Genomic DNA, 23,582 nt, shown 5'->3' with positions numbered 1-23,582 from the left:
TGTGAAAAATTAAAATGGTAACAAATTTTACATTTTTAGCTCAAAACCAAAAGTTACTATGGTTGGGTCAGGAATTAAATCCAGATTCGCCTATGTACAACATGGTCATGATATATGAGATTGAAGATGCCATTTCTGTTCCTCATTTTAAATTGGCCTTTAAAAAATTAATTGAGAAATGTGATGTTCTACGTTCTGTTTTCGAATTAAAAGATGGCGAGCCCATTCAAAAGTATTTACCTTCAATTGATTATGAAGTTGAATTTTTAGATTTTTCAACTCTGAAAAATCCTAAAGAAGTTTATAATGCATGGCTAAAAGAAAGAATTCAGATTCTTTTTGATTTAAAAACGCGCGTATTTGATAGTGTTTTAATAAAATGTTCTGAAGAAAATTTTATCTGGTATATCAATCAGCATCATTTAATTACCGATGGTTGGAGCTCAACTATTATGTTTTCTAAAATGTCCGAATTGTATTCGAAGACATTGCAAAATCAATTGGATAATATTGATGATTTACTTTCTTATCAGGAATTTGTTGCTTATAATCAAGAAATTATAAAGCAAGATAAAAACAAAGATGTACTAAATCACTGGAAAGAAAAACAAATAAAATTTCTTACGCCGCCATCTTTATATGGTATAAAAAATGTTTTATTAGATACAGCCTCAAACCGTGTAAACCTAAATCTTGGGATAGAACGTACTCAAAAGTTATATGATTTAGCAAATATTAGAGGTTTAAAAGGTTGGAATTTAGAATTAACAATATTTAATATATTTCTAACAACGCTTTTCGCATTCATTTACAGGATTAGTGGTCAGGAAAATTTAGTTATTGGTTCTCCAACTCATAATAGGTCCACTAATAACTTTAGAAATACTATAGGATATTTTGTAGAAGCATTTCCTTTGCAAACTGATATTGAAGAAAATGAGACGTTTTTGTCGCTTTTGCAAAAGATTCAAGTTGAGAGTAATAGTTTTCTTAAAAACGCAAAGGTTGGGGCATCTACAGCAGAATTAAATAGGGATTTCAATGTTTTTTTTAATTACATAAATACGGCGAATTCTGAATTTAATGGAGCTTCTGTAAAAACATCATGGGTGCACTCAGGTCACACAGATCCGAGACATCACATTCGTTTTCACGTTCACGATTTTGATAGCTCTGGAGAAAAACAACTTTATTTTGATTTAAACACAAGAGTTTTTAATGCTGAAAAGCAACAAGCAATTCCTCAACATTTTTTAAAGTTATTAGATGCTTTTATTGAAGATTATACTCAGGAAATTAATACTGTAAATCTGATTACTGATGCTGAAGTAGTAAAAATAAAATCGTGGAATGAAACTTTTGTTGATTATCTTGAAAATGAAACACTATTGTCTAAGTTTCAAAAACAAGTGCAGAAAACTCCAAATCATGAAGCACTTGTTTTCAAGGAAACATCGCTTACCTATCAAGAACTGGATAAAAAATCAAATCAAGTCGCTCATTTTCTGATTCAAAATGGAATTCAAAAAAAGGATATTGTAGCCGTAAGTCTCGAAAGATCATTAGAAATGATGGTTTACATCTATGGGGTTTTAAAAGCAGGTGCAGCATATTTACCGATTGATACTAATATTCCTGATGAACGTTTAGAATTTATCATAAATGATGCTAATGTAAAAACACTGTTTTATAATCATAATAATATAGTACAAACAGTTTTAAAAAGTACAAATTGTTTTAATGTTCAAGTTATAGAAAAGCAGGTTTCTTCGTTAAATGCTGATTCACCTGTAATAGATTCGCAATCAGATGATTTAGCCTATATAATATATACTTCGGGTAGCACCGGAGAGCCAAAAGGTGTAAAATGCCATCACGAAGGCATTTGCAATCGACTTAATTGGATGAATAACGATTATCCAATTACTAGTAAAGATACATTTATTCAAAAAACACCAATCACTTTTGATGTATCAGTTTGGGAATTGTTTTGGCCACTTCAAGTAGGTGCAAAACTCATTGTTGAAATTCCTGATGGCCACATGAATCCAGATGGACTAATACATACAATTAGGCATCACAAAGTCACTAATATACACTTTGTGCCTTCTATGTTAAATATTTTTATTCAAACTGAAGGTGTTGAAAACTGTACAAGTCTTAAACGGATTTTTTGTAGCGGCGAAGCCTTATCTATTCCAGTAGTTGAGAAAACCTATGACAGATTAAATTTAGATATTCACAACTTATATGGCCCAACAGAAGCTTCGGTTGATGTAACAAGTTGGCATTGTAAAAAATCAGAACTCTCTAACGGCATCCCAATAGGTAAACCTGTTGCCAACACACAGCTTTATATTTTAGATGAAAAATTAAACCAATTACCAATAGGTTTAAAAGGTGAACTATATATCGCAGGGAAACAAGTAGCAAAAGGATATTTGAATAGAGAGGCTCTTACAAATGAACGTTTTGTAAAAGATATCTTTTCTGATAATCCCAAAGCAAAAATGTATAAAACGGGAGATCTTGCAAGATATAGAGATGATGGTGTAATAGAATATCATGGAAGAATTGATAATCAAATAAAACTTAGAGGGTTAAGAATAGAACTTGGTGAAATCGAGAAAAATATTGAGAAATATACGGTTATATCCCAAGCAATTGTAACAGTGGACGAAGCAGAGAATCTCGTTGCATATTATACAGGAGAAAAAGTGGATACATCAAATATTACTAGTGTATTAGAGCTTAAACTTCCCTTATATATGATTCCTCAATTTTATATTCATACAGAAGCATTTGAACTTTTATCTAGTGGAAAAGTAGACAGAAAAAAACTCCCGAAAAATAATGTTCAAATAAAAAATAAAACCGCTTTTAACAAAAGTTCGTATGTATCTCCAAGAAATGAAATTGACGAAATAATACATGATGTTTGGAAAGAAGTTTTAGGAATTGATGTAATTGGGGTTCATGATAATTTTATAAGAATTGGTGGAAATTCATTAAATGCTATTTCTATTACTTCTAGATTAAAATCAATTTTAGAATTGGATATTTCAATTACCGATGTATTTAATTACCCGACTATTGCATCTTATGCTGATAATATAGAAAAAGTTTTAACTGAATTATTAAATGAATAAAAATGCTCAAAAAGGCTTGAAGCCATTTGTTTTAAAGGTAGTTGTTATAGCTATGAGCATTTGCTATGTTTTTGGACCATCTCATAATGAATTGAATAAATTATTACATATTCTTGTGCATCAGCTTGAAATGCCTGATTCTGTATTAACGCATTCCATTCAAACAAATTCAAATTATGAAGTGCATGAAAGTCATACATTTAATGTGTCAGAAGAAGTTCATGATCATAAACTTTTACAAGTTCTGAATAACATATTGAAGGCTTTAAATTCGGATAAAAATCAAGAAAAGTCCATCATTTTAAATTTGAAAATTGATAAACATTTAACTACTGACTATTCTTATCACAATCAACTACTCACACCAACTCTTCCCGACAAACATTTGTTTTCATTTACTAAACAAAAAATTCAAAAAGGGTTTCAAAGAGGCATATTGGTACCTCCGCAGCAAACATAATTGTATTGGACTTTTTGTTGAATAAAATAATAACAACAAGAAGGAAAAATTCTATTTTATTTATCAACTCATTTGGATGTACAACACTTTCATTTGAAAAAATACAATTGTTATGTTTAAAAAAATAATAACATTATTGTTGTTTGCTTGTAGTTTTGGTGTCGTAAACGCGCATGAACTAAGCGGAACAGTAATTTCAGACGATAATAGTAAACCGTTACAGGGTGTTGGGGTTTACAATAAAAATACAGGAGCATATACTTATACTAATGTTTCGGGGTATTTTGAATTAGATGACATCTCTATTGGCGATGTCGTGTATTTCTATCAGTTAGGTTACGAAAATCAAGAGCTTTTAATCAACGAATCTCATTTAGATAGTAAAGTCCAGATTAATTTATCAATTTCTTCGGCATCCTTAGACCAAGTTTTAATAGTTTCAAAAGTAAATGTTTTAAGTACCTTTTTAAATCTAGACTTAAAAACTAGTCCGGTAAAATCGTCGCAAGAAGTACTGCGTAAAATACCCGGTTTAATTATTGGGCAACATGCCGGCGGTGGAAAAGCGGAACAAATATTTTTACGAGGTTTTGATATCGACCACGGAACGGATATCTCTATAGATGTAGATGGAATGCCTGTAAATATGGTGTCTCATGCACATGGTCAAGGTTACGCAGATATGCACTTCATTATTCCAGAAACTATTGATAATATCGACTTTGGTAAAGGTTCTTATTACGCAGATAAAGGCAATTTCAATACAGCTGGTTATGTTGATATTAATACCAAAAAGACCATTGATAATAATATACTTTCACTGGAAGCTGGTCAATTTAACACATTACGTGCCTTAAGTATGGTAAAACTAATTGATGCAGAAAATAGTTCTGCATATTTAGCTTCAGAGCTAATGCTTTCGGATGGTGTTTTTGAGTCTCCCCAAAATTTTAATCGTATTAATATCATGGGGCGTTATAATTTTAATAATTATAAGGACCAAGAATTTAATCTAGCTATTTCTCACTTTCAGAGTAAATGGGATGCCTCCGGACAAATACCTGTGCGAGCTGTTGAAAGTGGTCAAATAAGTCGATTTGGAGCTATTGATGATACCGAAGGAGGTAATACCAGCAGAAGTAATTTTTGGGTAAGTCACAACAAAATATTAGACGAGCATTCTTCCATTAAATCATCGGCATATCTTTCAAAGTACGATTTTGAATTGTTTTCGAATTTCACCTTCTTTTTGGAAGACCCAGTAAATGCAGATCAAATTCGTCAATATGAAAATAGAACCATCATTGGTGGAAAAACAGTTTTTGAGCATTCTTTTCATCTTGAAGACCATGATGCACAATTGAAATATGAGCTTGGGGTTGGTTTCAGATATGACGATGTCAACGATGTGCAACTATCAAGAACAAAAAACAGACAAGAATTACTGGAACGTTTAGCCTACGGAAATGTAGATGAATTAAACGGATTTTCGTTTGCTAACTTAACTTACAAGAAGAAAAAATGGACATTAAACCCTGGGTTACGTTTAGATTATTTCAATTTTGATTATGAAAATTTACTAACCGAAACTTATGATAATAAAAGCGAGAATAAGGTTTTACTGAGTCCAAAATTAAATGTTATTTATGCCTCATCACCAAAACTTCAGTTATTTGCTAAAACGGGATTGGGCTATCATTCAAACGATACCAGAGTCGTTACCGCTAATAATGGAAAAGAAACACTGCCTGTGGCTTTTGGCACAGACGTAGGATTAATTACTAAACCATTAGATAGATTGGTAATAAACGCAGCTTTGTGGAGCTTGTTTTTACAACAAGAATTTGTTTACGTTGGTGACGCGGGTATTGTTGAGCCTAGCGGAAAAACAAAGCGTTATGGCGTCGATTTCGGTTTACGTTATCAGTTTAACGATTGGTTGTTTTTTAATACCGATATTAACTATACGTATGCCCGAAGTAGCGAAGAACCTAGTGGAGAAGACTATATTCCTCTTGCCCCAGATTTAACATCGTCTGGAGGGTTAAATATTAAAAACTTAAAGAATTTTTCTGGCGGATTGAGTTATCGATATATTAAAGACAGGCCAGCAAATGAAGACAATTCAATTGTTGCTGAAGGGTATTTTATTACAGATTTAAATTTAAATTACACTCATAAAAACTGGACGTTTGGCTTAATTGTTGAAAATTTATTTGATAGTGAATGGAACGAAACCCAATTTGCGACCGAAAGTAGATTATTTAATGAACCTGATTCTGTGGAAGAAATTCATTTTACTCCCGGAACACCGTTCTTTTTAAGAGGAAAGATATCCGTTAATTTCTAAAAATGAGTAAAATTCAAGAAAGGCGTACACTTAGTGGCGCCTTTTTTTATGCTTTTAAACACCATTCAAAATCTTATTTATGATTTAAATTTTAACATTTTATTAGCAAAGCTATTGGCTCTTTTATTGTCTATTTAACTAATTCCTAGAATCTTTATTTATACTTTTGCTTAGGTATGATATTTGGTAATATTTTGTACCAAATATTTACTTTAAATAATTAAGAATGAAAAAAATAGCACTTATTGTATTTGCATTATTTAGTGTAAATATGTTTTGTCAAATTTTAGAGCCTGTTAAATGGACAACTGAAGTCAAAAAAATATCAGAATCAGAATACGAACTAATTGCAATTGCCGCTATTGATGACAACTGGCATTTATATTCACAAAACTTACCTGAAGGCGGACCTATTCCAACACGTTTTTCTTTTGAAGGCAACGGTAAATATTTAAAGAAAGGTAACACTAAAGAAGAAAAAGGTATTGAAGCCGAAGATGTTACTTTTAACATGAGAGTTAAGTTTTTTGAAACTCAGACACAATTCAAACAACGCATAAAACTTAAAAGTAAACCACCATTTTTAATTAATTCGGAAGTAAGTTATATGGTATGTGACGATACAAAATGCATCATGCCAGATCCTGCTTTACTTATTTTTAATCTTCAATAACTCAAAATTCACTAATATTATATAATGAAAAAACAACTACTTCTACTAATAGCTTTATTAGCCTTTACAGTTGGTAATTCACAAATATTAGAGCCTGTAAAATGGACGGCTTCAATTGAAAAAATATCAGATACACAATACAATTTAGTTAGTAAAGCAACTATAGATCCAGGGTGGCATTTGTATTCGCAAAATGTTCCAGAAGATGGTCCAATTCCTACTACATTTACATTTGATGATGCCAATGGCGCATTTAAATTTGTTGGCAATACTGGAGAGGAAGCAGGTCGTGTGGTTAACGATCCTGTATTTCAAATGCGTATTAAATTCTTTGAAAAATCGGCGGTGTTTGTACAACGTGTTGAATTGTTAGGCGATGTGAAAACGGTAAATGGAACCGTTGAATTTATGGTTTGCGATGATAGTAGATGTTTACCACCAACTGAAGTTGAATTAGAATTCCACTTAAACGGAGTTAGCAATAAGAAAGTTGAAAACACCATTGAAAACAGCGTAACCGATAATGATGCTATAAATAATGCCTTATATGGTTTTACACCAAAAGATATTAGCCTACAAAAAGGTAAAGTTGAGGTAAAAAAATCGCTTTGGAGTATTTTCGGATTAGGTTTTCTAGGTGGTTTGTTAGCACTGTTAACCCCTTGCGTGTTTCCAATGATTCCGCTTACGGTTAGTTTTTTTACCAAGAAAGGAGACGAAAGTAAAAGCTCAGGCTTCGGTAAAGCAGTACTCTATGGCTTTTTTATTCTATTAGTTTATCTAATTTTAAGCATACCTTTTCATCTTTTAGATTCGGTGAATCCGGATATTCTTAATGAAATTTCAACCAATGTTTGGTTAAACATTATATTCTTTGTGGTGTTTGTGTTTTTTGCGTTTTCATTTTTTGGCTATTACGAGTTAACTCTACCTTCAAGCTGGACAAACACAACCACAAAAGGAGAAAATGCTGGCGGGATTATAGGCATCTTCTTTATGGCACTTACTTTAGCTATAGTTTCATTTTCGTGTACAGGACCAATTTTAGGATCATTACTAGCAGGTTCTTTAACTGCTGATGGTGGCGCGTGGCAACTTACAGCAGGTATGGCAGGTTTTGGTGTATCTTTAGGATTACCATTTGCATTGTTTGCCATGTTCCCAAATATGATGAATGCACTTCCTAAATCTGGAGGTTGGTTAAACACAACCAAAGTTATTTTAGGGTTTTTAGAGCTCGCATTAGCTTTTAAGTTTTTATCGAATGCAGATTTGGTAAAACACTGGGGACTTTTAAAAATCGAACCATTTTTAATTATCTGGATTCTAATTTTTGTTGGATTAGCACTATATCTTTTCGGGAAAATAAAATTCCCTCACGATTCTCCAATTAAAAAATTATCCTTTTCTAGAATTAGTGGTGGTATACTTGTAGCTGCTTTTGCTATTTATTTAGCTTCTGGGTTTAGAGTAAATAAAGAAACAAACACGTTCACACCGTTAACTTTATTAAGCGGTTTAGCTCCTCCTGTTGGTTATAGTTGGTTGTATCCTAGCACCACAACAAACAATTTAAAAACTTTTAAAGATTTAAAAGAAGGCATCGCTTATGCTAAATCGGTGAATAAACCCATTATGATAGATTTTACGGGGTATGCTTGCGTTAATTGTAGAAAAATGGAAGAGCATGTTTGGCCATTGGAAAAAATAGATAATTACCTCCGAAATGAATATGTTTTAATTTCATTATACGTAGATGATAAAAAAGATTTACCTGAAGCGGAACAAGTTGAAGTAAACAGAGTTAATGGCGGAAAACGTTTGTTGAAAAACTACGGTCATAAATGGGCCAATTTTCAAACGCAATTTTTTAAATCGAACTCGCAACCGTATTATGTGTTGCTAAACGCTGAAGGAGACACTGTTTTAACAGAACCAGTAGGGTATACACCTGATGAAGACGAATATGCTGCATTTTTAGAAGCAGGATTGCAAGCTTTTAAAGCAATGAAATAGTAGATTTGTAACCAATTTATTTCGAGTTAAATATGATAGATTCTACCTCAAAAAAGTCAACCAATCTTGAGCGTTATTTTGAAGTATTTCGAAATAATATCATTGGTATTGATGAATATTTTAATTCGCCCTACGGTCGAAAAAAAATCATATATGCCGATTGGACTGCAAGTGGTAGATTATACAAACCAATAGAGGAGAAGCTACTTAACGAAATTGGCCCTTTTGTGGCTAACACACATACCGAAACATCGATTACAGGTTGCGCGATGACCTATGCGTATCATAACGCTAGAAACATCATCAAAAAACATATCAATGCTTCAAAAGACGATGTTTTAATTACAGTTGGTACGGGAATGACGGGAGCCATTAATAAGTTTCAACGCATATTAGGATTAAAAGTTTCAGAAAATTTAAAAGAGCATACTGAGGTTCCAGAAGAAAAAAGACCTATAATTTTTGTGTCGCATATGGAGCACCATTCTAACCAAACTTCATGGTTAGAAACTATTGCAAGAGTGGAGGTTATCCCTTCAAACGAAAATGGGTTGCCTTGTATTAAAAACTTAGAGTTACTTATTGAAAAACATAAGGATTGCCCAATAAAAATAGCTGCAATTACAGCATGTTCAAATGTCACAGGAATTAGAACAAATTATCATGATGTAGCCAAAATGATGCATCAAAATAACGGCTTGTGTTTTGTAGATTTTGCTTGTTCTGCACCTTATGTAAGTATCAATATGCATCCAGAAGATGAAGACGAATATTTAGATGCGGTGACATTTTCTCCACATAAATTCCTTGGTGGTCCTGGTGCATCTGGTGTGTTGGTTTTCAATAAAAAATTATACAAAAATTTGGTACCTGATAATCCAGGAGGTGGAACTGTAAGTTACACCAACCCTTGGGGCGACCATGATTATATTGACGATATTGAAACGCGAGAAGATGGAGGTACACCGGGATTTTTACAAGCAATAAGGATTGCACTTTCAATTCAGCTTAAGGAAAAAATGGGCGTTGAAAATATTCTAAACCGCGAACATGAGTTAAATACGATTGTATTTGAACGTCTTTCAAAAATTGAAAATCTTACAGTTTTAGCACCAGATCATAAAGATAGACTTGGGGTGTTTTCATTTTTTATAGAAGATGCACATTATAATTTAGTTGTTAAACTTTTAAATGACAGGTTTGGAATTCAAACTCGTGGTGGTTGCTCTTGTGCAGGGACCTATGGACACTATTTATTACATGTAGATCAATTAACATCTAAGGCCATTGAAGAAAAAATATTAGAAGGATGCTTAATGGAGCGCCCAGGTTGGATTAGAATGTCGCTTCACCCAACTATGACCAACAATGAAATTGAATTTATTTGTGATGCTATTGAAGAAGTATCACAAAATTTTCAAACCTGGGGTGAAGATTATAAATACCATGCTATAAAGAATGAATTCATTCATAATTCAAATAAATCCATTGAAAAAGAAATAACTCAAAATTGGTTTGATTTATAAATTAAATCTCATTTATACTTCAATAAGAGTCTTTTTATAAGTTTTTAACAGCACTGTTAATAAAAATACGGTTGAAAGTTAATTTAGTAGTCCTTTTAGTTAAAATAGCTGCTTCATATTGCCTTTATTAAATGTATATTTGCTGCGGAATAATAATTCTGCAGAAGAATTCACTTATAAATTGTATTCTCGATGAAACATAAAGTAATAGGTTTATAGCCTTTAAAAAGAAACATCTTATTACAATTCATGCAAAAGCTCTTGATTTATCAAGAGCTTTTTGAGTTTTATTATTCGAATGGTACCTTAGACTATTTCTCGATAATTTCTACCTCAAAGAGTTTGTCCCAACGTTTTCCTGTTACAAATATGGTGTTAGTTTTTGGATTGTAAGCAATGCCGTTTAATACATCTAAACCTTCATGTTGTGTAACTAACTTCTTCAAGGGCTTGAAATCAACTACACCAATAACAGCACCATTCTTTGGATTAATAATAGCAACACCATCTTTTTGGTAACGGTTAGCGTAAATTTTACCATTGATCCATTCCATTTCATTGATGCCTATAATTTTACCTTTATTAGTGTATACCTGAATGTAATCTTCTTCAACTAAAGTTTCAGGATTTAATAACCATATTTTTTCTGTACCATCGCTTTTGTAAATGGTATTGTTATTATTGCACAAGCCCCAACCTTCTTTACTTTTACCATATTTAAAACTGCTTATTTTTTCAAAAGTATTTACATCGTAAACAAAGCCAGTACCTTTTTGCCATGTCAGTTGATATATTTTATTATTTAAAATGGTAAGTCCTTCACCAAAATATTCATCAGCTAAATTGATGTTTTTAAGTACGGTACCAGTTTTGTAATCTATTTTCCTAAGTTTAGACTCCTTGAGTTGTCCTGTACTTTCATAAAGCGTGTCGTTATGAAATTCTAAACCTTGCGTATACGAAGTTATATCATGCGGATATTCATTAATAATCTTATAAGTGTAAACTTGAGGTAATTCATTGTTTAAAATGGTAACCGCTGTTGTAGTTGTTTGCTTTTCACCTTCATAATATACAGTAGCATCCAGTTTGTGCTTACCTAATTTAAAATCTTTTAAATTGAAATTATTATTTATTTTATTACCGTTAAGTAAATATGAAACAGAATCTATGGTATATTTTTTTTTATTTTTTATAGCAAGTGTTAAAGTTTCATCAATAGAAATGTTTCCTTTTTCGGCATTAGTTTCAATGCTGAAGTCATTTTTTTTAAGTCCAGAATTAGAACCACAAGAAATTACGACTAATGCTAAAAATATGATTGTGAGATAATTGATCGTTTTCATTATAAAAAAATAGTTTAAGGCAAGATATTTATTTAAAATCGGACTAAAAAATCATTGTGAAAATTTTAAAAGTTTGTATCTTTGCAGCCGGCAAGTCCTACACAACCAGCTCCTGTTGAATCCTCCAGGTCGGGAACGAAGCAAAGGTAAATGGTCGTAGCGGTGTGATGTAGGTAGCTTGCCTTTTTTTATGCGCTAAATTTAGATTTTCTTATCATTTCATTTTTGTAATTTGGTGCTTTGTATTTGTAATTTCTTCTATTATGTCTAAAGTTGTTTTTATAACAGGTGCTTCGTCAGGAATTGGTAAATCTATTGGTGAGTTTTTAGTTGAAAAAGGATTCATTGTATATGGAACCAGTAGAAACCCAGAAAAATATAAGAATAGCAAATTTCTGATTCTAGAATTAGACGTTAAGAAGGAAGAAACTATCCTTGAATCGGTAAATGCGATTATTAAAAAGGAAGGTAGGATAGATGTTGTAATAAATAATGCAGGAGCAGGTATTACTGGACCTATAGAAGAAATACCTCATGATGAAATAAAGGCCAATTTTGACACAAATTTCTTCGGACCTATAAAAGTCATAAAGGCAGTGTTGCCACAAATGCGTAAACAAAACGGAGGTTTAATTATTAATGTAACTTCTATTGCTGGTTATATGGGATTACCATATCGAGGCGTTTATAGTGCCAGCAAAGCGGCCTTGGAGATTATAACTGAGGCGTTTAGAATGGAAATAAAAGACTTTAATATAAAAATGACCAATGTGGCTCCTGGAGATTTTGCTACCAATATTGCAGCAGGTAGATACCATGCGCCGCTGCTAGACGATTCACCTTATAAAAAGCCTTATGGCGATACTTTAAATTTAATGAATGCCCATGTAGACAATGGTAGTAACCCTGATGTAATGGCTAAAGCAGTATTTAAAATAATTGAGACACCTAATCCTAAAGTGCATTATAAGGTTGGGGAGTTTATGCAAAAATTTTCAATAGTGTTAAAGCGAATTTTGCCTGATAAGGTTTATGAAAAGTTATTGATGAATCATTATAAGCTTTAGCTTACTTATTTATTAAGCCTAAAAGCTGCTCTTCAAATTGCACCGAAAATATATTAGTATTGCTGTTGGCAACCTTTCTGTTCTTATCAATTAAAATGGTTTTCGTCATTGGGTAAACCGCAAGAACTTCTGTAGCTTCTTCAGGATTGTCAAGTTTAAACTCGTTAGTATTATTAAACCCACTGCCTTCTAGAAGTCTCCTAGATTTTTCCATAGCATAAGAATCTATATTAACCATGATAAATTTAACCTCTGGGTATTTCACTTTAAGCTCTTTAAGTTTATAATGGCTTTCTTTAAAATGATCATAATAAGTGTGAGACCAGAAACTTAAAACCGTAGGAGAATCTATAAGCTTATTAATTTTTAAAACCTCTTCTTTGTAATTCACTAATTTTATTTCAGGTAATTGCTCCCCATCTTTAATTCGATTAATAGAATTTGTATAGCGCGCCATTTTCTTTTTACTCGCCTCATTTCCACTTTTTTCTAAGAAAGATTTTAAAAGGATTTTATTGTTTTCATCGTTTTTACTTTTGGAAAGATAGCCCATAGTGAAATGGTATAACAACTCATCCTTAATTGCAGGGTTGCTAATCAAACTATCAATTAGTTTAAGTCTGTCTAGATTGTAACATAGAGATTTCCGATCATAGCAAGCATTATTATCATGTTTATCATGACTAGTAAGCGATAAATTACTTAAATTATATCTTAAGAATTTGTTGTAATTATGATGACTGCTTAAAAATTCATCGTTATAATTAATTTCATTTCTATAATCGTAAAAATCTTCAGGTAAGGATTTTAATATGGCAGCTTTATTTTTACCATAATGTCCAAATGGATATACTTCTTTACTAAAATAGTAAGAGTAATCAATATTAGCTTTTGCTATTTTTAAGAATAAGTCTGATGGATTGTACTTGCTAGAGAACGATTCTAAAGCACTTATTTTTGAAACTTTAAGCGAATCTACTCGCTTTTGGTATGTAGCACCATCTAATTGACAGAGCTTTAAAATGTACTTTTCTTCATCTTCATTTTGCAAGAATTCATTAATAAAATAATTGTTCTTTCTGTTTCCCTTTCCACTGTATACAAGTGATTCGTCAAAATCTAAAGTATTCAACCTAAACAATAGACTGTCTTCTGGTTCTAATAAAATTAATTGAAATTCGCCACCATGACTAAATGTGTAAAGGCCTTCGTTCAAATCTTTTATTTTATACAAAAACCTATTTCTACCATCTAACTTTACGGTATCAATTACCGCATCGTCTTTTGTTAGTACGATGAAATTAGTAGTCGGATTAATTATCTCCCCACCTAGGTAGGCATAATTAATACTATGTTCGTTGCTATCGTTTTTACAACTTATTAGTGTTATTAAAACACTTAAAAAAGTAAAATAAAACTTCATTCTTCCCTCTGAATCATTTGTACTAACAAAAATATGCCTTGTATTTATAAAGTCCTGTTAAGGCGTTGTTAAATGTTTCTTTATAAAATAGCAGTTTAGTAGCTTTAAATACTTAAAAATAGACTCGTTAAGTTTCGTCTAACCAACGGAATTTTCTACTTTTGCAAAAATTTAAAATTTGCTAAATGTTATCAGTATCAAATCTTTCTGTCCAGTTTGGTAAACGTGTGCTTTTTGATGAAGTAAATACAACCTTTAACAATGGTAATTGCTACGGCGTTATTGGTGCTAATGGTTCGGGGAAATCTACGTTTTTAAAGATAATTTCTGGAAAACTCGATCCAACATCGGGTCATGTTTCATTAGAAGCTGGCAAACGTATGTCGGTTTTAGAGCAGGACCATAGTTTATATGATGAGCATACGGTTCTGGAAACGGTTTTAATGGGTAATAAACCATTGTTTAAAATTAAAACTGAGATTGATGCGCTATATGCTGATTATACCGATGAAAATGCTGAAAAGATTGGAGAACTTCAAGTGAAATTTGAAGAGATGAATGGGTGGAATGCCGATAGTGATGCCGCAGCAATGTTATCAAACTTAGGTATTAAAGAAGAGCATCATTATACGTTGATGGCAGATTTAGATGGAAAGCAAAAAGTTCGTGTTTTATTGGCACAAGCCTTGTTCGGTAATCCAGATGTGCTAATTATGGATGAGCCTACCAACGATTTGGATTATGAAACCATTTCTTGGTTAGAAAACTTTTTAGCAAATTATGAAAACTGTGTTATTGTTGTTTCGCACGACAGACACTTTTTAGATGCTGTTTGTACTCATATTTCTGATATTGACTTCGGAAAAATCAATCATTATTCAGGTAACTATACATTTTGGTATGAATCTTCGCAATTAGCGGCAAGACAGCATGCGCAGCAGAATAAAAAGGCTGAAGAAAAGAAAAAGGAATTAGAAGAATTTATTCGTCGTTTTTCTGCTAACGTTGCTAAAAGTAAGCAAGCTACTAGTAGAAAGAAAATGATTGAGAAACTTAATATTGCAGATATTAGAAGAACCAGTCGTCGTTATCCAGCGATTATTTTTGAGCGCGACCGAGAAGCAGGTGATCAAATTTTAAACATTGAAGGATTAGCAGCAAGTTTAGACGGAGAAACCCTATTTAGTAAAATCGATTTAAATTTAGCGAAAGGCGATAAAGTTGTTGTGTTTTCTAGAGATTCGAGAGCTACAACAGCGTTTTATCAAATTATAAACGGGAATGAAAAAGCTGATGCTGGTAAATATGCTTGGGGTGTAACTACCACACAATCTTACCTTCCTCTTGATAATAGCGCGTTTTTTGAAAACAATTTAACTTTAGTAGATTGGTTACGACAATGGGCAACAACTGAAGAAGAGCGCGAAGAAGTATTTATTCGTGGATTTTTAGGAAAAATGATTTTTAGTGGTGAAGAAGCTTTAAAGAAATCGAATGTACTTTCTGGAGGTGAAAAAGTACGTTGTATGTTAAGTAGAATGATGATGATGAGAGCAAATGTATTGATGCTAGACGAACCTACTAATCACTTAGACTTAGAAAGTATCACAGCGTTTAATAACTCGCTTAAAAACTTTAAAGGCACCATATTGTTTACAACACACGATCATGAATTTGCACAAACGGTTGCCAATCGTGTTGTGGAATTGACGCCTAATGGTATAATCGATCGTTATACCACTTTTGATGATTACATGCAGGATAAAAAAATCAAAGAGTTACGCGATAAAATGTATGGTGTAACAGCTTAATTACTCTTGTGGTTCTGATATAATAGACTCTATTGCTTTAAGCGCCTTATCGAGTTCGTCTTTATGGACAGAAACTTTTTGGAGTAAGGTGTTTGAGGATCCAAATATTGGAAGTAGGCCAGAGTCAGTCTCATCTCTTACCACAGGAATGATATCATGCTTTTCTAATTCAGAAACAATTTGTTGTACTACTAGTATATCTCCCGTGTAGATTTTTATATAATTGGATTCAGACATATTTGTTGTTTTTATAATTTTTTGGACTTATAACAGACTTATTATGTTTAAAACCATAATGTGATGCATAGGAGTAGACACACAAATTAAGGATCACATAATAGATATCAATGCAGATTAGGCTTCATCAAGTTCTGAAGTCAAAGATTCAATTAAAGGTTGTGTTTTTGCTAGTTCATCTTTATGAACATGGATTTCTTGCAAACCTTGAATTGAAGAACCAAAACCTGCTAATCTCCCAGATTCAGATTCATCTTTAATTATTGCGCAAATATCCACTGCTTCTAATGCTTTGAAAATGCGCTGAACTTCAATGAAATTTCCTGTAAAAACTCTGATGTAATTAGACATAATTTCATGATTTAAAAAGGTTCCTTCTTAAAGATACGAAATTATTAAATGCGTTCAAAAAAAAGCCAACATGAAAGTTGGCTTGAATATTAATTTACTATAGGTTATCTTAATTCTGCTCCAAGCTGTTTTTCAAATGTAGTTTGCAACTTGTTCATAATTTTATCAATTTGTTTATCGGTAAGCGTTTTGTTTTCATCTTGTAAGGTAAAGCTAACGGCATAACTCTTTTTTCCTTTGGGTAAGTTTTTGCCTTGATACACATCAAACAAATTCACTTGTTTTAATAACTGTTTTTCGCTTTGTTTTGCTAGCTTGTAAATAGATTCGAAAGTTACGTTATCATCTAAAAGTAGCGCAAAATCGCGTCTTACTTCTGGGTATTTAGGAATGCTTTGGAACTTGATTTTATGGTGTTTAATAACTTCTAAAATGGTATCCCATTTAAAATTGGCATACATCACTTCTTGAGCAATATCAAAATGTTTTAATATAGGCTTTTTTACTAAACCAAAATCTACCAAGGTGTTTTTTCCGAGAGCAAAACTCAATCCTTCAGAAAACAAATCATTTGTAATAGGGTGTTCATTATGTCTCGTTATTCCCAAGCGTTCTAATATCGAATTAATGATTCCTTTCATTAAAAAGAAATCACTTGTTTTGTTTGTTCCAACCCAGTTTTCAGAAGTTTTATTCCCAGTGATAAAAACTGATAAATGTTTAAATTCTTCGCGTTTATCGTTGTAATTATGATAGGTTTTGCCGAATTCAAACAATTTTAAATCCGATCGTTTTCTATTAATGTTAAACGAAACCGCTTCTAAACCAGAAAACAGCAGCGATTGCCTTAAAACAGACAAATCATTGCTTAAAGGGTTAAGCATAGTAATGTTGTGCTCTTCTTTTAATTGTTCACTTAAAGAAACGTAATTTGGTGTAGTAAGCGAGTTTGAAAGAATTTCATAAAACCCTTGAGACACCAATTGATCTCCTACAATGTTCTGGATTTTATAATCTTCAAAACGCGATGTGGTTGAAATGGATGCGTTAAGTTTAGTTGTGGTCTTTATGTTGTTATAGCCATAAACACGCAGTATTTCTTCAATAACATCCGCTTCTCTTTGTACATCGTTTCTATATGCAGGAACTGTCATTCCTAATCCAGTTTCAGTAACGTTGTTTACTTTAATGTCTAAGGAGGTTAATATACGTTTAATCGTTTCTTTCGGAATTTCTTCACCAATTAACTTTTCGGCATTTTCAAAACTCAATCGAACTTCAAAATCTTTAATTTTATTTGGGTAAACATCAATAATATCACTTGTAATTTCACCTCCAGCAATCTCTTGAATTAGTAAGGCTGCACGTTTTAATGCATACTCACAAATATTCGGATCGATGCCTCGCTCAAATCTAAATGATGCATCGGTATTTAATCCGTGACGTTTTGCAGATTTTCTAACACTTACTGGATTAAAATAGGCACTTTCTAAAAATATACTTGTAGTTTGTGCGGTAACACCCGAATCTATACCTCCAAATACACCTGCAATACACATTGGTTTTTCAGCATCGCATATCATCAAATCATCTTCATGTAATTCGCGCTCAATACCATCTAATGTGGTGAATTTTGTACCCGTTTTTAAAGTTTTTACTTCAATTTTATTACCTGAAACTTTTACAGCATCAAAGGCGTGCAGTGGTTGCCCTAAATCGTGAAGTACATAATTCGTTGCATCAACAATATTGTTTATCGGACTCAAACCAATGGCTTTAAGTCGGTTTTGCAACCATTGTGGTGATTCTTGTACCTTTAAACCAGAAATGGTAACACCACAATATCTTGGTGCTAAATCTTTATTTAAAACGTCTACATCTATTTTTAAAGTTCTGTTAGCTACGTTAAAGGCACTAACAGATGGCGTAATAAGTTCAAGGTTAATATCTTTCTGAATTAAGCCTGCTCTTAAATCTCTAGCGGTACCAAGATGACTCATGGCATCGGCTCTATTTGGTGTTAAACCAATTTCAAAAACATGGTCGTTTTCAATGTCAAAAATATCAGAGGCCAACGTACCAACCTTTACATCTCCATCTAAAACAAGAATACCATCATGAGATTTTCCTAAACCCAATTCATCTTCGGCACAAATCATTCCATGACTTTCTTCACCCCGAATTTTACCTTTTTTAATAGTCCATGCATCACCTTCTTCAGTGTATAAAGTAGTCCCGATTGTTGCCACAGGTACTTTTTGTCCCGCAGCAACGTTAGGAGCGCCACAAACAATTTGTAACGGTGCATCACCACCAACATTAACTGTAGTTAACTTTAGTTTGTCTGCATTTGGGTGCTTTACACAAGTTAGTACTTCACCAACTACAACACCTTCCAAACCGCCTTTAACCGATTGGTATTTGTCTAATCCTTCAACTTCAAGTCCTAAATCTGTAAGTAATTCGCTGGTTTGTTCTGGTGTCCAATCTGTTTTTAAAAACTGTTTTAACCAGTTGTATGAAATTCGCATAAATCAATATCCTATTTGAACTGGCAAAGATAAAATATTGCAGCTAGCATTCAAATAAAGCCTCATATTTTGTTAGTATATTGCTTCAATTTCGTTTAATAGATTTTAAATCCATCTTATGAAGTACATATTTGTAATAATATTAGCCGTTTTTATGTATTCTTGTCATCAAAATACTAAACTGAAAACACTTGAAAAAGGTAGGTATAGAGCAGAATTAAAGGTGAATGATACTTTGAATTTACCATTTAATTTTGAGGTAATATCAGAAAACGAAATGCGAATTTTTAATGCAGAAGAAGTGATAGAAGTAAAAGATATTACTTATGACAATGATTCAGTTCATATTCAAATGCCGGTTTTTGAAGGGTTAATTGTCGCTAAAATAGATAACGAAGGTTTAAAAGGGCATTTTGAAATACCCAGTTTAAATCGAGTTATGGTGTTTAACGCTGAAAAAGGCGATTCGAGATTTAAAAATAGTGAAGATCTAAAAGTGAATATTTCGGGAAACTGGGAAACTGTTTTTAGTCCTGAAGTTGAAGAAGACAAATACATCGCTAAAGGAATTTTTAAGCAAGACGGCAATAAAGTTACCGGAACGTTTAGAACAACCACAGGTGATTATAGATTTTTAGAAGGGGTTTTGAATGGAAACCAATTGCAATTATCCACTTTTGATGGTGCACATGCTTTTCTCTTTACTGCGGAAGTAAAAGATAGCATGATGCATGGTATGTTTTATTCAGGAAACCATTGGAAGGAACCATTTACTGTAATACGAAATGATACTTTTGAATTGCCCAACGCTAATGAATTAACCTACTTAAAAGAAGGTTATGAAAACCTTTCTTTTGCTTTTCCAGATGAAAATGGAAACACAGTGTCTTTAGAAGATGAAAGGTTTAAAGATAAGATGGTTGTAGTGCAAATTATGGGAACCTGGTGCCCCAATTGTTTAGATGAAAGCAAATATTATTCTGAATTTTATAAAACTCATAAAAATAAAGATTTAGAGTAGTGGCTTTGGCTTTTGAATATGTGAAAACTTCGGAAAAGGCGTTAAAAAACATTCAGCGATTAAAACAAGATGTTGGAATTACGTATCCTATTTTACTAGCCCAATACGGTTCTGCAAGTAAGGTAAAGGCCAATGAAAAACTACCTATGCTTAATCATGTATTATCTTATCCAACAACTATTTTTATTGATAAAAAAGGACAAGTTAGAAAGATTCATACAGGTTTTAACGGACCCGCAACAGGTGAAAAGTACAAAGACTTTAAAAAGGAATTTGAGGAGTTTCTTGATGTATTGTTGAATGAATAACACTCGTGTATTTAATCAATTTAATTTTATTGAAAATTATAATTCTTCCAACATCAAATTAAAATCATATTGCAAATCTTCATGTAAACTGTTAATGATTTTTTTGGAAAGTAAAATTTGACGATTGTACATATTTACCAATTGTGTACTTCGGTTGATACTTGGTTTAAAATCTTTCAGTTTTTGACAAAAATAGAGTAGAAGCTCAACTTCGGTTTCTTTATTCTGAGAGTAACGCACAAACTTTTTAACGTTTCTCAGGATTTTCCGAGTGCTTTTTCTTATGTAAAAAAAACTATCTGTATTTATCAATTCGAATTCTTCATCCATATAGCTTTTGACGCTTTCAATGTATCCACTTTCGTTATGTGACTCGAATAATAAATAGGTAAGAAGTTCCTTATTTTCTTTTTTGAAACGTGCTAAGCGCAAGCATAACGCTTCAAGTTCCTGGCTTGAGAGTACTTTTAATTCTTTCTTTATTTCTGATAAGGATACTGCTTTCATTTAAACTTTATAGTGCTTTTTTATGGTGTATTTTACTGAAAATAAGCGGATTAATCCAATAATTAAAATAATAGGAGATAATACTAACAAGATGATACCAAAGGATTTCATCTCAGAAAAAAACTCTAATTTAAGTATGGTAATTCCGGTTCCTAAAAAGACAATAAAGGTTCTAAAATAGGCCAAAAAGGTGCGTTCGTTAGCTAATTTGGTTCGCTCTATAGCTAACCAATCTCTGGTTATTAATGGGTTTTTGTTATCCATAATTTAGATTAGATTATAAATATAAAAAAACCATTACTAGTGCAATGGTTTTTTAAAGATTTGTATTGAAAATTATTTATCTCAGTTTAGGAAAATCATTAGGACTCACTTCGTGCATGACTTCATAAATAGCTTCAAAAATATCTTCTGCTGAAGGTTTAGAGAAGTAATCACCATCGTTACCATACGCTGGTCTGTGTGGTTTGGCACTTAAGGTTTTTGGAGAACTATCTAAATATTGAAAAGCGTTTTGTTCGTTTAAAATTTTATCAAGAATATAAGCTGAAGCACCACCTGGAACATCTTCGTCAATTATCATAACCCGATTGGTTTTTTCAACGCTTTTTACAATGTCATGATTTAAATCAAAAGGCATTAATGATTGCACGTCTATAACTTCGGCATCAATTCCAATAGCTAATAAATCTTTTGCTGTTTGCTCAACAATACGCAAGGTAGAACCGTAAGAAACTAATGTAATATCCGTTCCTTCTTTGATGGTTTCAACAACACCAATAGGTGTTTTAAGTGCCCCTAAATTGTTTGGCATTTTTTCCTTTAGTCTATAGCCATTTAAACATTCCACAACAATAGCCGGATCGTCACCTAGAAGCAGTGTGTTATAAAAACCAGCGGCTTTAGTCATGTTTCTAGGAACTAATAAATTAACCCCTTTGGCTAAACTTAAAACACCACCCATTTGAGAGCCTGAATGCCAGATACCTTCTAGTCTATGACCACGCGTTCTAATAATTAAAGGTGCTTTTTGCTTCCCTTTTGTTCTATAATGCAGTGTAGCTAAATCGTCGCTTATAATTTGAATAGCATAAAGAATATAATCTAAGTATTGAATTTCGGCTATTGGTCGTAATCCACGAATGGCCATACCTATTCCTTGTCCAATAATTGTTGCTTCTCTAATACCCGTATCGGCCACACGAAGTTCACCATGTTTTTCTTGCAGACCTTCTAATCCTTGATTAACATCACCAATATTTCCTGTGTCTTCACCAAAAATTAATACCTCTGGATGCTTAGTTAAAATTGCATCGAAATTATCACGAAGAATAACTCTTCCATCTACAAGGTCAGCATCGTCATTATATGACGCTTTAATTTCTTTGATACTTGTGTTTGCACCTTGTGTTTCGCAATACAAATGCGAACTAAATTTAGGCTGAGTACTTTCAATATTGGAATTAATCCAATTGCTCAGTATTTTTTTATCATGAAATGATTCGCCAATAGTGTATCTTAATGCTTTTCTAGCATGCGATAAGATATCTTTTCGGGTTGGTTCGTCTATACGCTCTAAACTATCTTTTAATTTGGTAATAAAAACGCCGTTAACGCTTTGAGATGCTACTTGACTTAAAATTGAAACAAGCTCAACTTGTTCTTTTTTAATGGGCCTTAAAAAGGTGTTCCAAGCTTTCTTTCTAGCTTCTCTCACATCTCTTTTTGCTGCTCTTTCAATATCAATAAGCACTTCATTAGTAGCAATGCCACTTTCAATAATCCAATCACGGAATTTAGCATTGCAATCATGGTCTGCCTCCCATTCTAAGCGCTCAGGTGATTTGTAACGCTCGTGAGATCCAGAAGTTGAATGACCTTGTGGCTGTGTCAATTCTTGCACATGAATTAAAATAGGAACATGCTCTTCTCTAGCAATAGCTGAAGCCTCTTGGTAAGTTGCAACCAGATTCGCATAATCCCAACCTTTGACGCGTAGAATTTCGTAGCCATTATTTTCTTTATCTCTTTGAAATCCTTTTAAAATTTCAGATATATTTTCTTTTGTTGTTTGATGTTTAGCATGAACAGAAATACCATATTCGTCGTCCCAAATGCTTATCACCATAGGTACTTGCAATACGCCTGCAGCATTTATGGTTTCAAAAAATAAACCTTCACTAGTACTGGCATTTCCAATGGTTCCCCATGCCACTTCATTTCCATTAACTGAAAAGTTAGTAGTGTCGATACCTTTTACTTTTCTGAATATTTTCGAGGCTTGAGCTAGTCCCAACAAACGAGGCATTTGTCCAGCAGTAGGAGAGATGTCTGCACTTGAATTATATTGTTCGGTTAGGTTTTTCCAACTTCCGTTATCATTTAAACTATGGGTCACAAAATGTCCGCCCATTTGCCTACCTGCCGACATAGGTTCTAACTCTATATTCGTGTTGGCATACAATCCAGCAAAAAATTGTTCTGGGGTAATTTCACCTATAGCCATCATAAAGGTTTGGTCTCTATAATAACCCGATCTCCAATCACCTTTCATGAAAGCTTTTGCCATGGCTAATTGAGGTACTTCTTTACCATCGCCAAAAATTCCAAACTTAGCTTTACCTGTAAGTACTTCTCTTCTTCCTAATAAACTACACTCACGACTTATCATAGCAATTTTATAGTCACTAAGGACTTCAGCTTTAAAATCGTCGAAGGAAATGTTGTTACTCAAGTTGGTTAAGGTTTGCATTGGTTCATGCTTTAGTTTTGCAAAAGTAGTTAATAATAGGCTTTTTTGCAATTA

The 23,582-nt window shown here is 32.7% G+C and carries 18 protein-coding genes and 1 other RNA gene; 11 read left to right on the top strand and 8 right to left on the bottom strand.

Annotation, left to right across the window (positions count from 1 at the left end):
- Nucleotides 1-14: 14 nt before the first annotated feature.
- The 6 genes from BUA46_RS04205 (at nt 15) to BUA46_RS04180 (ending at nt 10,174) form a co-directional block, all read left to right on the top strand.
- Nucleotides 15-3,149, top strand: a complete 3,135-nt coding sequence (locus BUA46_RS04205; protein WP_019387506.1) for a non-ribosomal peptide synthetase — start codon at nt 15-17, stop codon at nt 3,147-3,149.
- Nucleotides 3,142-3,609 carry a hypothetical protein gene (locus tag BUA46_RS04200; protein WP_019387505.1) on the top strand — a complete coding sequence of 156 codons (468 nt, stop codon included), beginning with the start codon at nt 3,142-3,144 and terminating at the stop codon, nt 3,607-3,609. The genes BUA46_RS04205 and BUA46_RS04200 overlap by 8 nt, the downstream gene beginning before the upstream one ends.
- Before the next feature lie 112 nt (nt 3,610-3,721).
- Nucleotides 3,722-5,959: a TonB-dependent receptor gene (locus BUA46_RS04195; RefSeq protein ID WP_019387504.1), complete on the top strand. Its 2,238-nt coding sequence runs from the start codon at nt 3,722-3,724 to the stop codon at nt 5,957-5,959.
- A gap of 226 nt (nt 5,960-6,185) precedes the next feature.
- A complete protein-coding gene (locus tag BUA46_RS15170; protein WP_019387503.1) occupies nt 6,186-6,632 on the top strand; it encodes a protein-disulfide reductase DsbD domain-containing protein in 447 nt (148 codons plus the stop codon).
- 24 nt (nt 6,633-6,656) lie between these two features.
- The gene (locus tag BUA46_RS04185) at nt 6,657-8,648 is read left to right on the top strand and encodes a protein-disulfide reductase DsbD family protein (protein WP_019387502.1); all 1,992 of its coding nucleotides are present in this window, start codon (nt 6,657-6,659) and stop codon (nt 8,646-8,648) included.
- Between the two features lie 32 nt (nt 8,649-8,680).
- Nucleotides 8,681-10,174, top strand: coding sequence for an aminotransferase class V-fold PLP-dependent enzyme (locus BUA46_RS04180; RefSeq protein WP_019387501.1), 1,494 nt, complete (start codon nt 8,681-8,683; stop codon nt 10,172-10,174).
- A gap of 311 nt (nt 10,175-10,485) precedes the next feature.
- On the opposite strand, the gene BUA46_RS04175 is transcribed toward BUA46_RS04180, so the two are convergent.
- The gene (locus BUA46_RS04175; RefSeq protein ID WP_019387500.1) at nt 10,486-11,520 is read right to left on the bottom strand and encodes a glutaminyl-peptide cyclotransferase; all 1,035 of its coding nucleotides are present in this window, start codon (nt 11,518-11,520) and stop codon (nt 10,486-10,488) included.
- Nucleotides 11,521-11,608: 88 nt separating this feature from the next.
- Here BUA46_RS04175 and ffs point away from each other — a divergent pair.
- Nucleotides 11,609-11,707: signal recognition particle sRNA small type (gene ffs, locus BUA46_RS04170), an RNA gene on the top strand.
- A 76-nt stretch (nt 11,708-11,783) separates the two neighbouring features.
- Nucleotides 11,784-12,587 (top strand): SDR family oxidoreductase, encoded by an 804-nt coding sequence (locus tag BUA46_RS04165; protein WP_019387499.1) that lies wholly within the window; start codon nt 11,784-11,786, stop codon nt 12,585-12,587.
- Between the two features lies 1 nt (nt 12,588).
- On the opposite strand, the gene BUA46_RS04160 is transcribed toward BUA46_RS04165, so the two are convergent.
- Nucleotides 12,589-14,010, bottom strand: coding sequence for a TlpA family protein disulfide reductase (locus tag BUA46_RS04160; protein WP_019387498.1), 1,422 nt, complete (start codon nt 14,008-14,010; stop codon nt 12,589-12,591).
- Nucleotides 14,011-14,195: 185 nt separating this feature from the next.
- Between BUA46_RS04160 and BUA46_RS04155 the strand changes: the two genes are divergently transcribed.
- Nucleotides 14,196-15,821: an ABC-F family ATP-binding cassette domain-containing protein gene (locus BUA46_RS04155; RefSeq protein WP_019387497.1), complete on the top strand. Its 1,626-nt coding sequence runs from the start codon at nt 14,196-14,198 to the stop codon at nt 15,819-15,821.
- Here BUA46_RS04155 and BUA46_RS04150 read toward each other — a convergent pair whose 3' ends face one another.
- The 3 genes from BUA46_RS04150 to pheT form a co-directional block, all read right to left on the bottom strand.
- A complete protein-coding gene (locus BUA46_RS04150) occupies nt 15,822-16,058 on the bottom strand; it encodes a putative signal transducing protein (protein ID WP_019387496.1) in 237 nt (78 codons plus the stop codon).
- Between the two features lie 117 nt (nt 16,059-16,175).
- Entirely contained in the window at nt 16,176-16,409 is a 234-nt protein-coding gene (locus BUA46_RS04145; RefSeq protein ID WP_019387495.1) for a putative signal transducing protein, read from the bottom strand.
- A 104-nt stretch (nt 16,410-16,513) separates the two neighbouring features.
- Nucleotides 16,514-18,940 (bottom strand): phenylalanine--tRNA ligase subunit beta, encoded by a 2,427-nt coding sequence (gene pheT / locus BUA46_RS04140; RefSeq protein ID WP_019387494.1) that lies wholly within the window; start codon nt 18,938-18,940, stop codon nt 16,514-16,516.
- Nucleotides 18,941-19,058: 118 nt separating this feature from the next.
- On the opposite strand from pheT, the gene BUA46_RS04135 reads away from it, so the two are divergent.
- Nucleotides 19,059-19,961 carry a peroxiredoxin family protein gene (locus BUA46_RS04135; protein ID WP_349267056.1) on the top strand — a complete coding sequence of 301 codons (903 nt, stop codon included), beginning with the start codon at nt 19,059-19,061 and terminating at the stop codon, nt 19,959-19,961.
- A gap of 20 nt (nt 19,962-19,981) precedes the next feature.
- Nucleotides 19,982-20,269: a peroxiredoxin family protein gene (locus BUA46_RS15315; protein ID WP_349267055.1), complete on the top strand. Its 288-nt coding sequence runs from the start codon at nt 19,982-19,984 to the stop codon at nt 20,267-20,269.
- A 36-nt stretch (nt 20,270-20,305) separates the two neighbouring features.
- On the opposite strand, the gene BUA46_RS04130 is transcribed toward BUA46_RS15315, so the two are convergent.
- The 3 genes from BUA46_RS04130 to BUA46_RS04120 form a co-directional block, all read right to left on the bottom strand.
- A complete protein-coding gene (locus tag BUA46_RS04130) occupies nt 20,306-20,776 on the bottom strand; it encodes a hypothetical protein (RefSeq protein ID WP_019387493.1) in 471 nt (156 codons plus the stop codon).
- On the bottom strand, nt 20,777-21,040 hold the full coding sequence (locus BUA46_RS04125) for a DUF202 domain-containing protein (protein ID WP_019387492.1): 264 nt from the start codon (nt 21,038-21,040) through the stop codon (nt 20,777-20,779).
- A 76-nt stretch (nt 21,041-21,116) separates the two neighbouring features.
- Nucleotides 21,117-23,528, bottom strand: coding sequence for an alpha-ketoacid dehydrogenase subunit alpha/beta (locus BUA46_RS04120; RefSeq protein ID WP_019387491.1), 2,412 nt, complete (start codon nt 23,526-23,528; stop codon nt 21,117-21,119).
- Between the last annotated feature and the right edge of the window lie 54 nt (nt 23,529-23,582).

Origin of the sequence: Algibacter luteus (assembly GCF_900141715.1) — a bacterium.
GTDB lineage: Bacteria > Bacteroidota > Bacteroidia > Flavobacteriales > Flavobacteriaceae > Arenitalea > Arenitalea lutea.
The sequence above is the reverse complement of the archived record's forward strand: the minus strand, read 5'-3'. Positions and strand labels throughout refer to the sequence as shown.

What these genes read in the sequence shown, in the direction of transcription:
- BUA46_RS04180 (WP_019387501.1), top strand. Translation starts at nt 8,681, where the DNA reads ATGATAGATTCTACCTCAAAAAAGTCAACCAATCTTGAGCGTTATTTT.
- BUA46_RS04120 (WP_019387491.1), bottom strand. Translation starts at nt 23,528, where the DNA reads ATGCAAACCTTAACCAACTTGAGTAACAACATTTCCTTCGACGATTTT.
- BUA46_RS04185 (WP_019387502.1), top strand. Translation starts at nt 6,657, where the DNA reads ATGAAAAAACAACTACTTCTACTAATAGCTTTATTAGCCTTTACAGTT.
- BUA46_RS04145 (WP_019387495.1), bottom strand. Translation starts at nt 16,409, where the DNA reads ATGTCTAATTACATCAGAGTTTTTACAGGAAATTTCATTGAAGTTCAG.
- BUA46_RS15170 (WP_019387503.1), top strand. Translation starts at nt 6,186, where the DNA reads ATGAAAAAAATAGCACTTATTGTATTTGCATTATTTAGTGTAAATATG.
- BUA46_RS04135 (WP_349267056.1), top strand. Translation starts at nt 19,059, where the DNA reads ATGAAGTACATATTTGTAATAATATTAGCCGTTTTTATGTATTCTTGT.
- BUA46_RS04150 (WP_019387496.1), bottom strand. Translation starts at nt 16,058, where the DNA reads ATGTCTGAATCCAATTATATAAAAATCTACACGGGAGATATACTAGTA.
- BUA46_RS04195 (WP_019387504.1), top strand. Translation starts at nt 3,722, where the DNA reads ATGTTTAAAAAAATAATAACATTATTGTTGTTTGCTTGTAGTTTTGGT.
- BUA46_RS04165 (WP_019387499.1), top strand. Translation starts at nt 11,784, where the DNA reads ATGTCTAAAGTTGTTTTTATAACAGGTGCTTCGTCAGGAATTGGTAAA.
- BUA46_RS04175 (WP_019387500.1), bottom strand. Translation starts at nt 11,520, where the DNA reads ATGAAAACGATCAATTATCTCACAATCATATTTTTAGCATTAGTCGTA.
- BUA46_RS04130 (WP_019387493.1), bottom strand. Translation starts at nt 20,776, where the DNA reads ATGAAAGCAGTATCCTTATCAGAAATAAAGAAAGAATTAAAAGTACTC.
- BUA46_RS04200 (WP_019387505.1), top strand. Translation starts at nt 3,142, where the DNA reads ATGAATAAAAATGCTCAAAAAGGCTTGAAGCCATTTGTTTTAAAGGTA.
- pheT (WP_019387494.1), bottom strand. Translation starts at nt 18,940, where the DNA reads ATGCGAATTTCATACAACTGGTTAAAACAGTTTTTAAAAACAGATTGG.
- BUA46_RS04160 (WP_019387498.1), bottom strand. Translation starts at nt 14,010, where the DNA reads ATGAAGTTTTATTTTACTTTTTTAAGTGTTTTAATAACACTAATAAGT.
- BUA46_RS04155 (WP_019387497.1), top strand. Translation starts at nt 14,196, where the DNA reads ATGTTATCAGTATCAAATCTTTCTGTCCAGTTTGGTAAACGTGTGCTT.
- BUA46_RS04205 (WP_019387506.1), top strand. Translation starts at nt 15, where the DNA reads ATGGTAACAAATTTTACATTTTTAGCTCAAAACCAAAAGTTACTATGG.
- BUA46_RS04125 (WP_019387492.1), bottom strand. Translation starts at nt 21,040, where the DNA reads ATGGATAACAAAAACCCATTAATAACCAGAGATTGGTTAGCTATAGAG.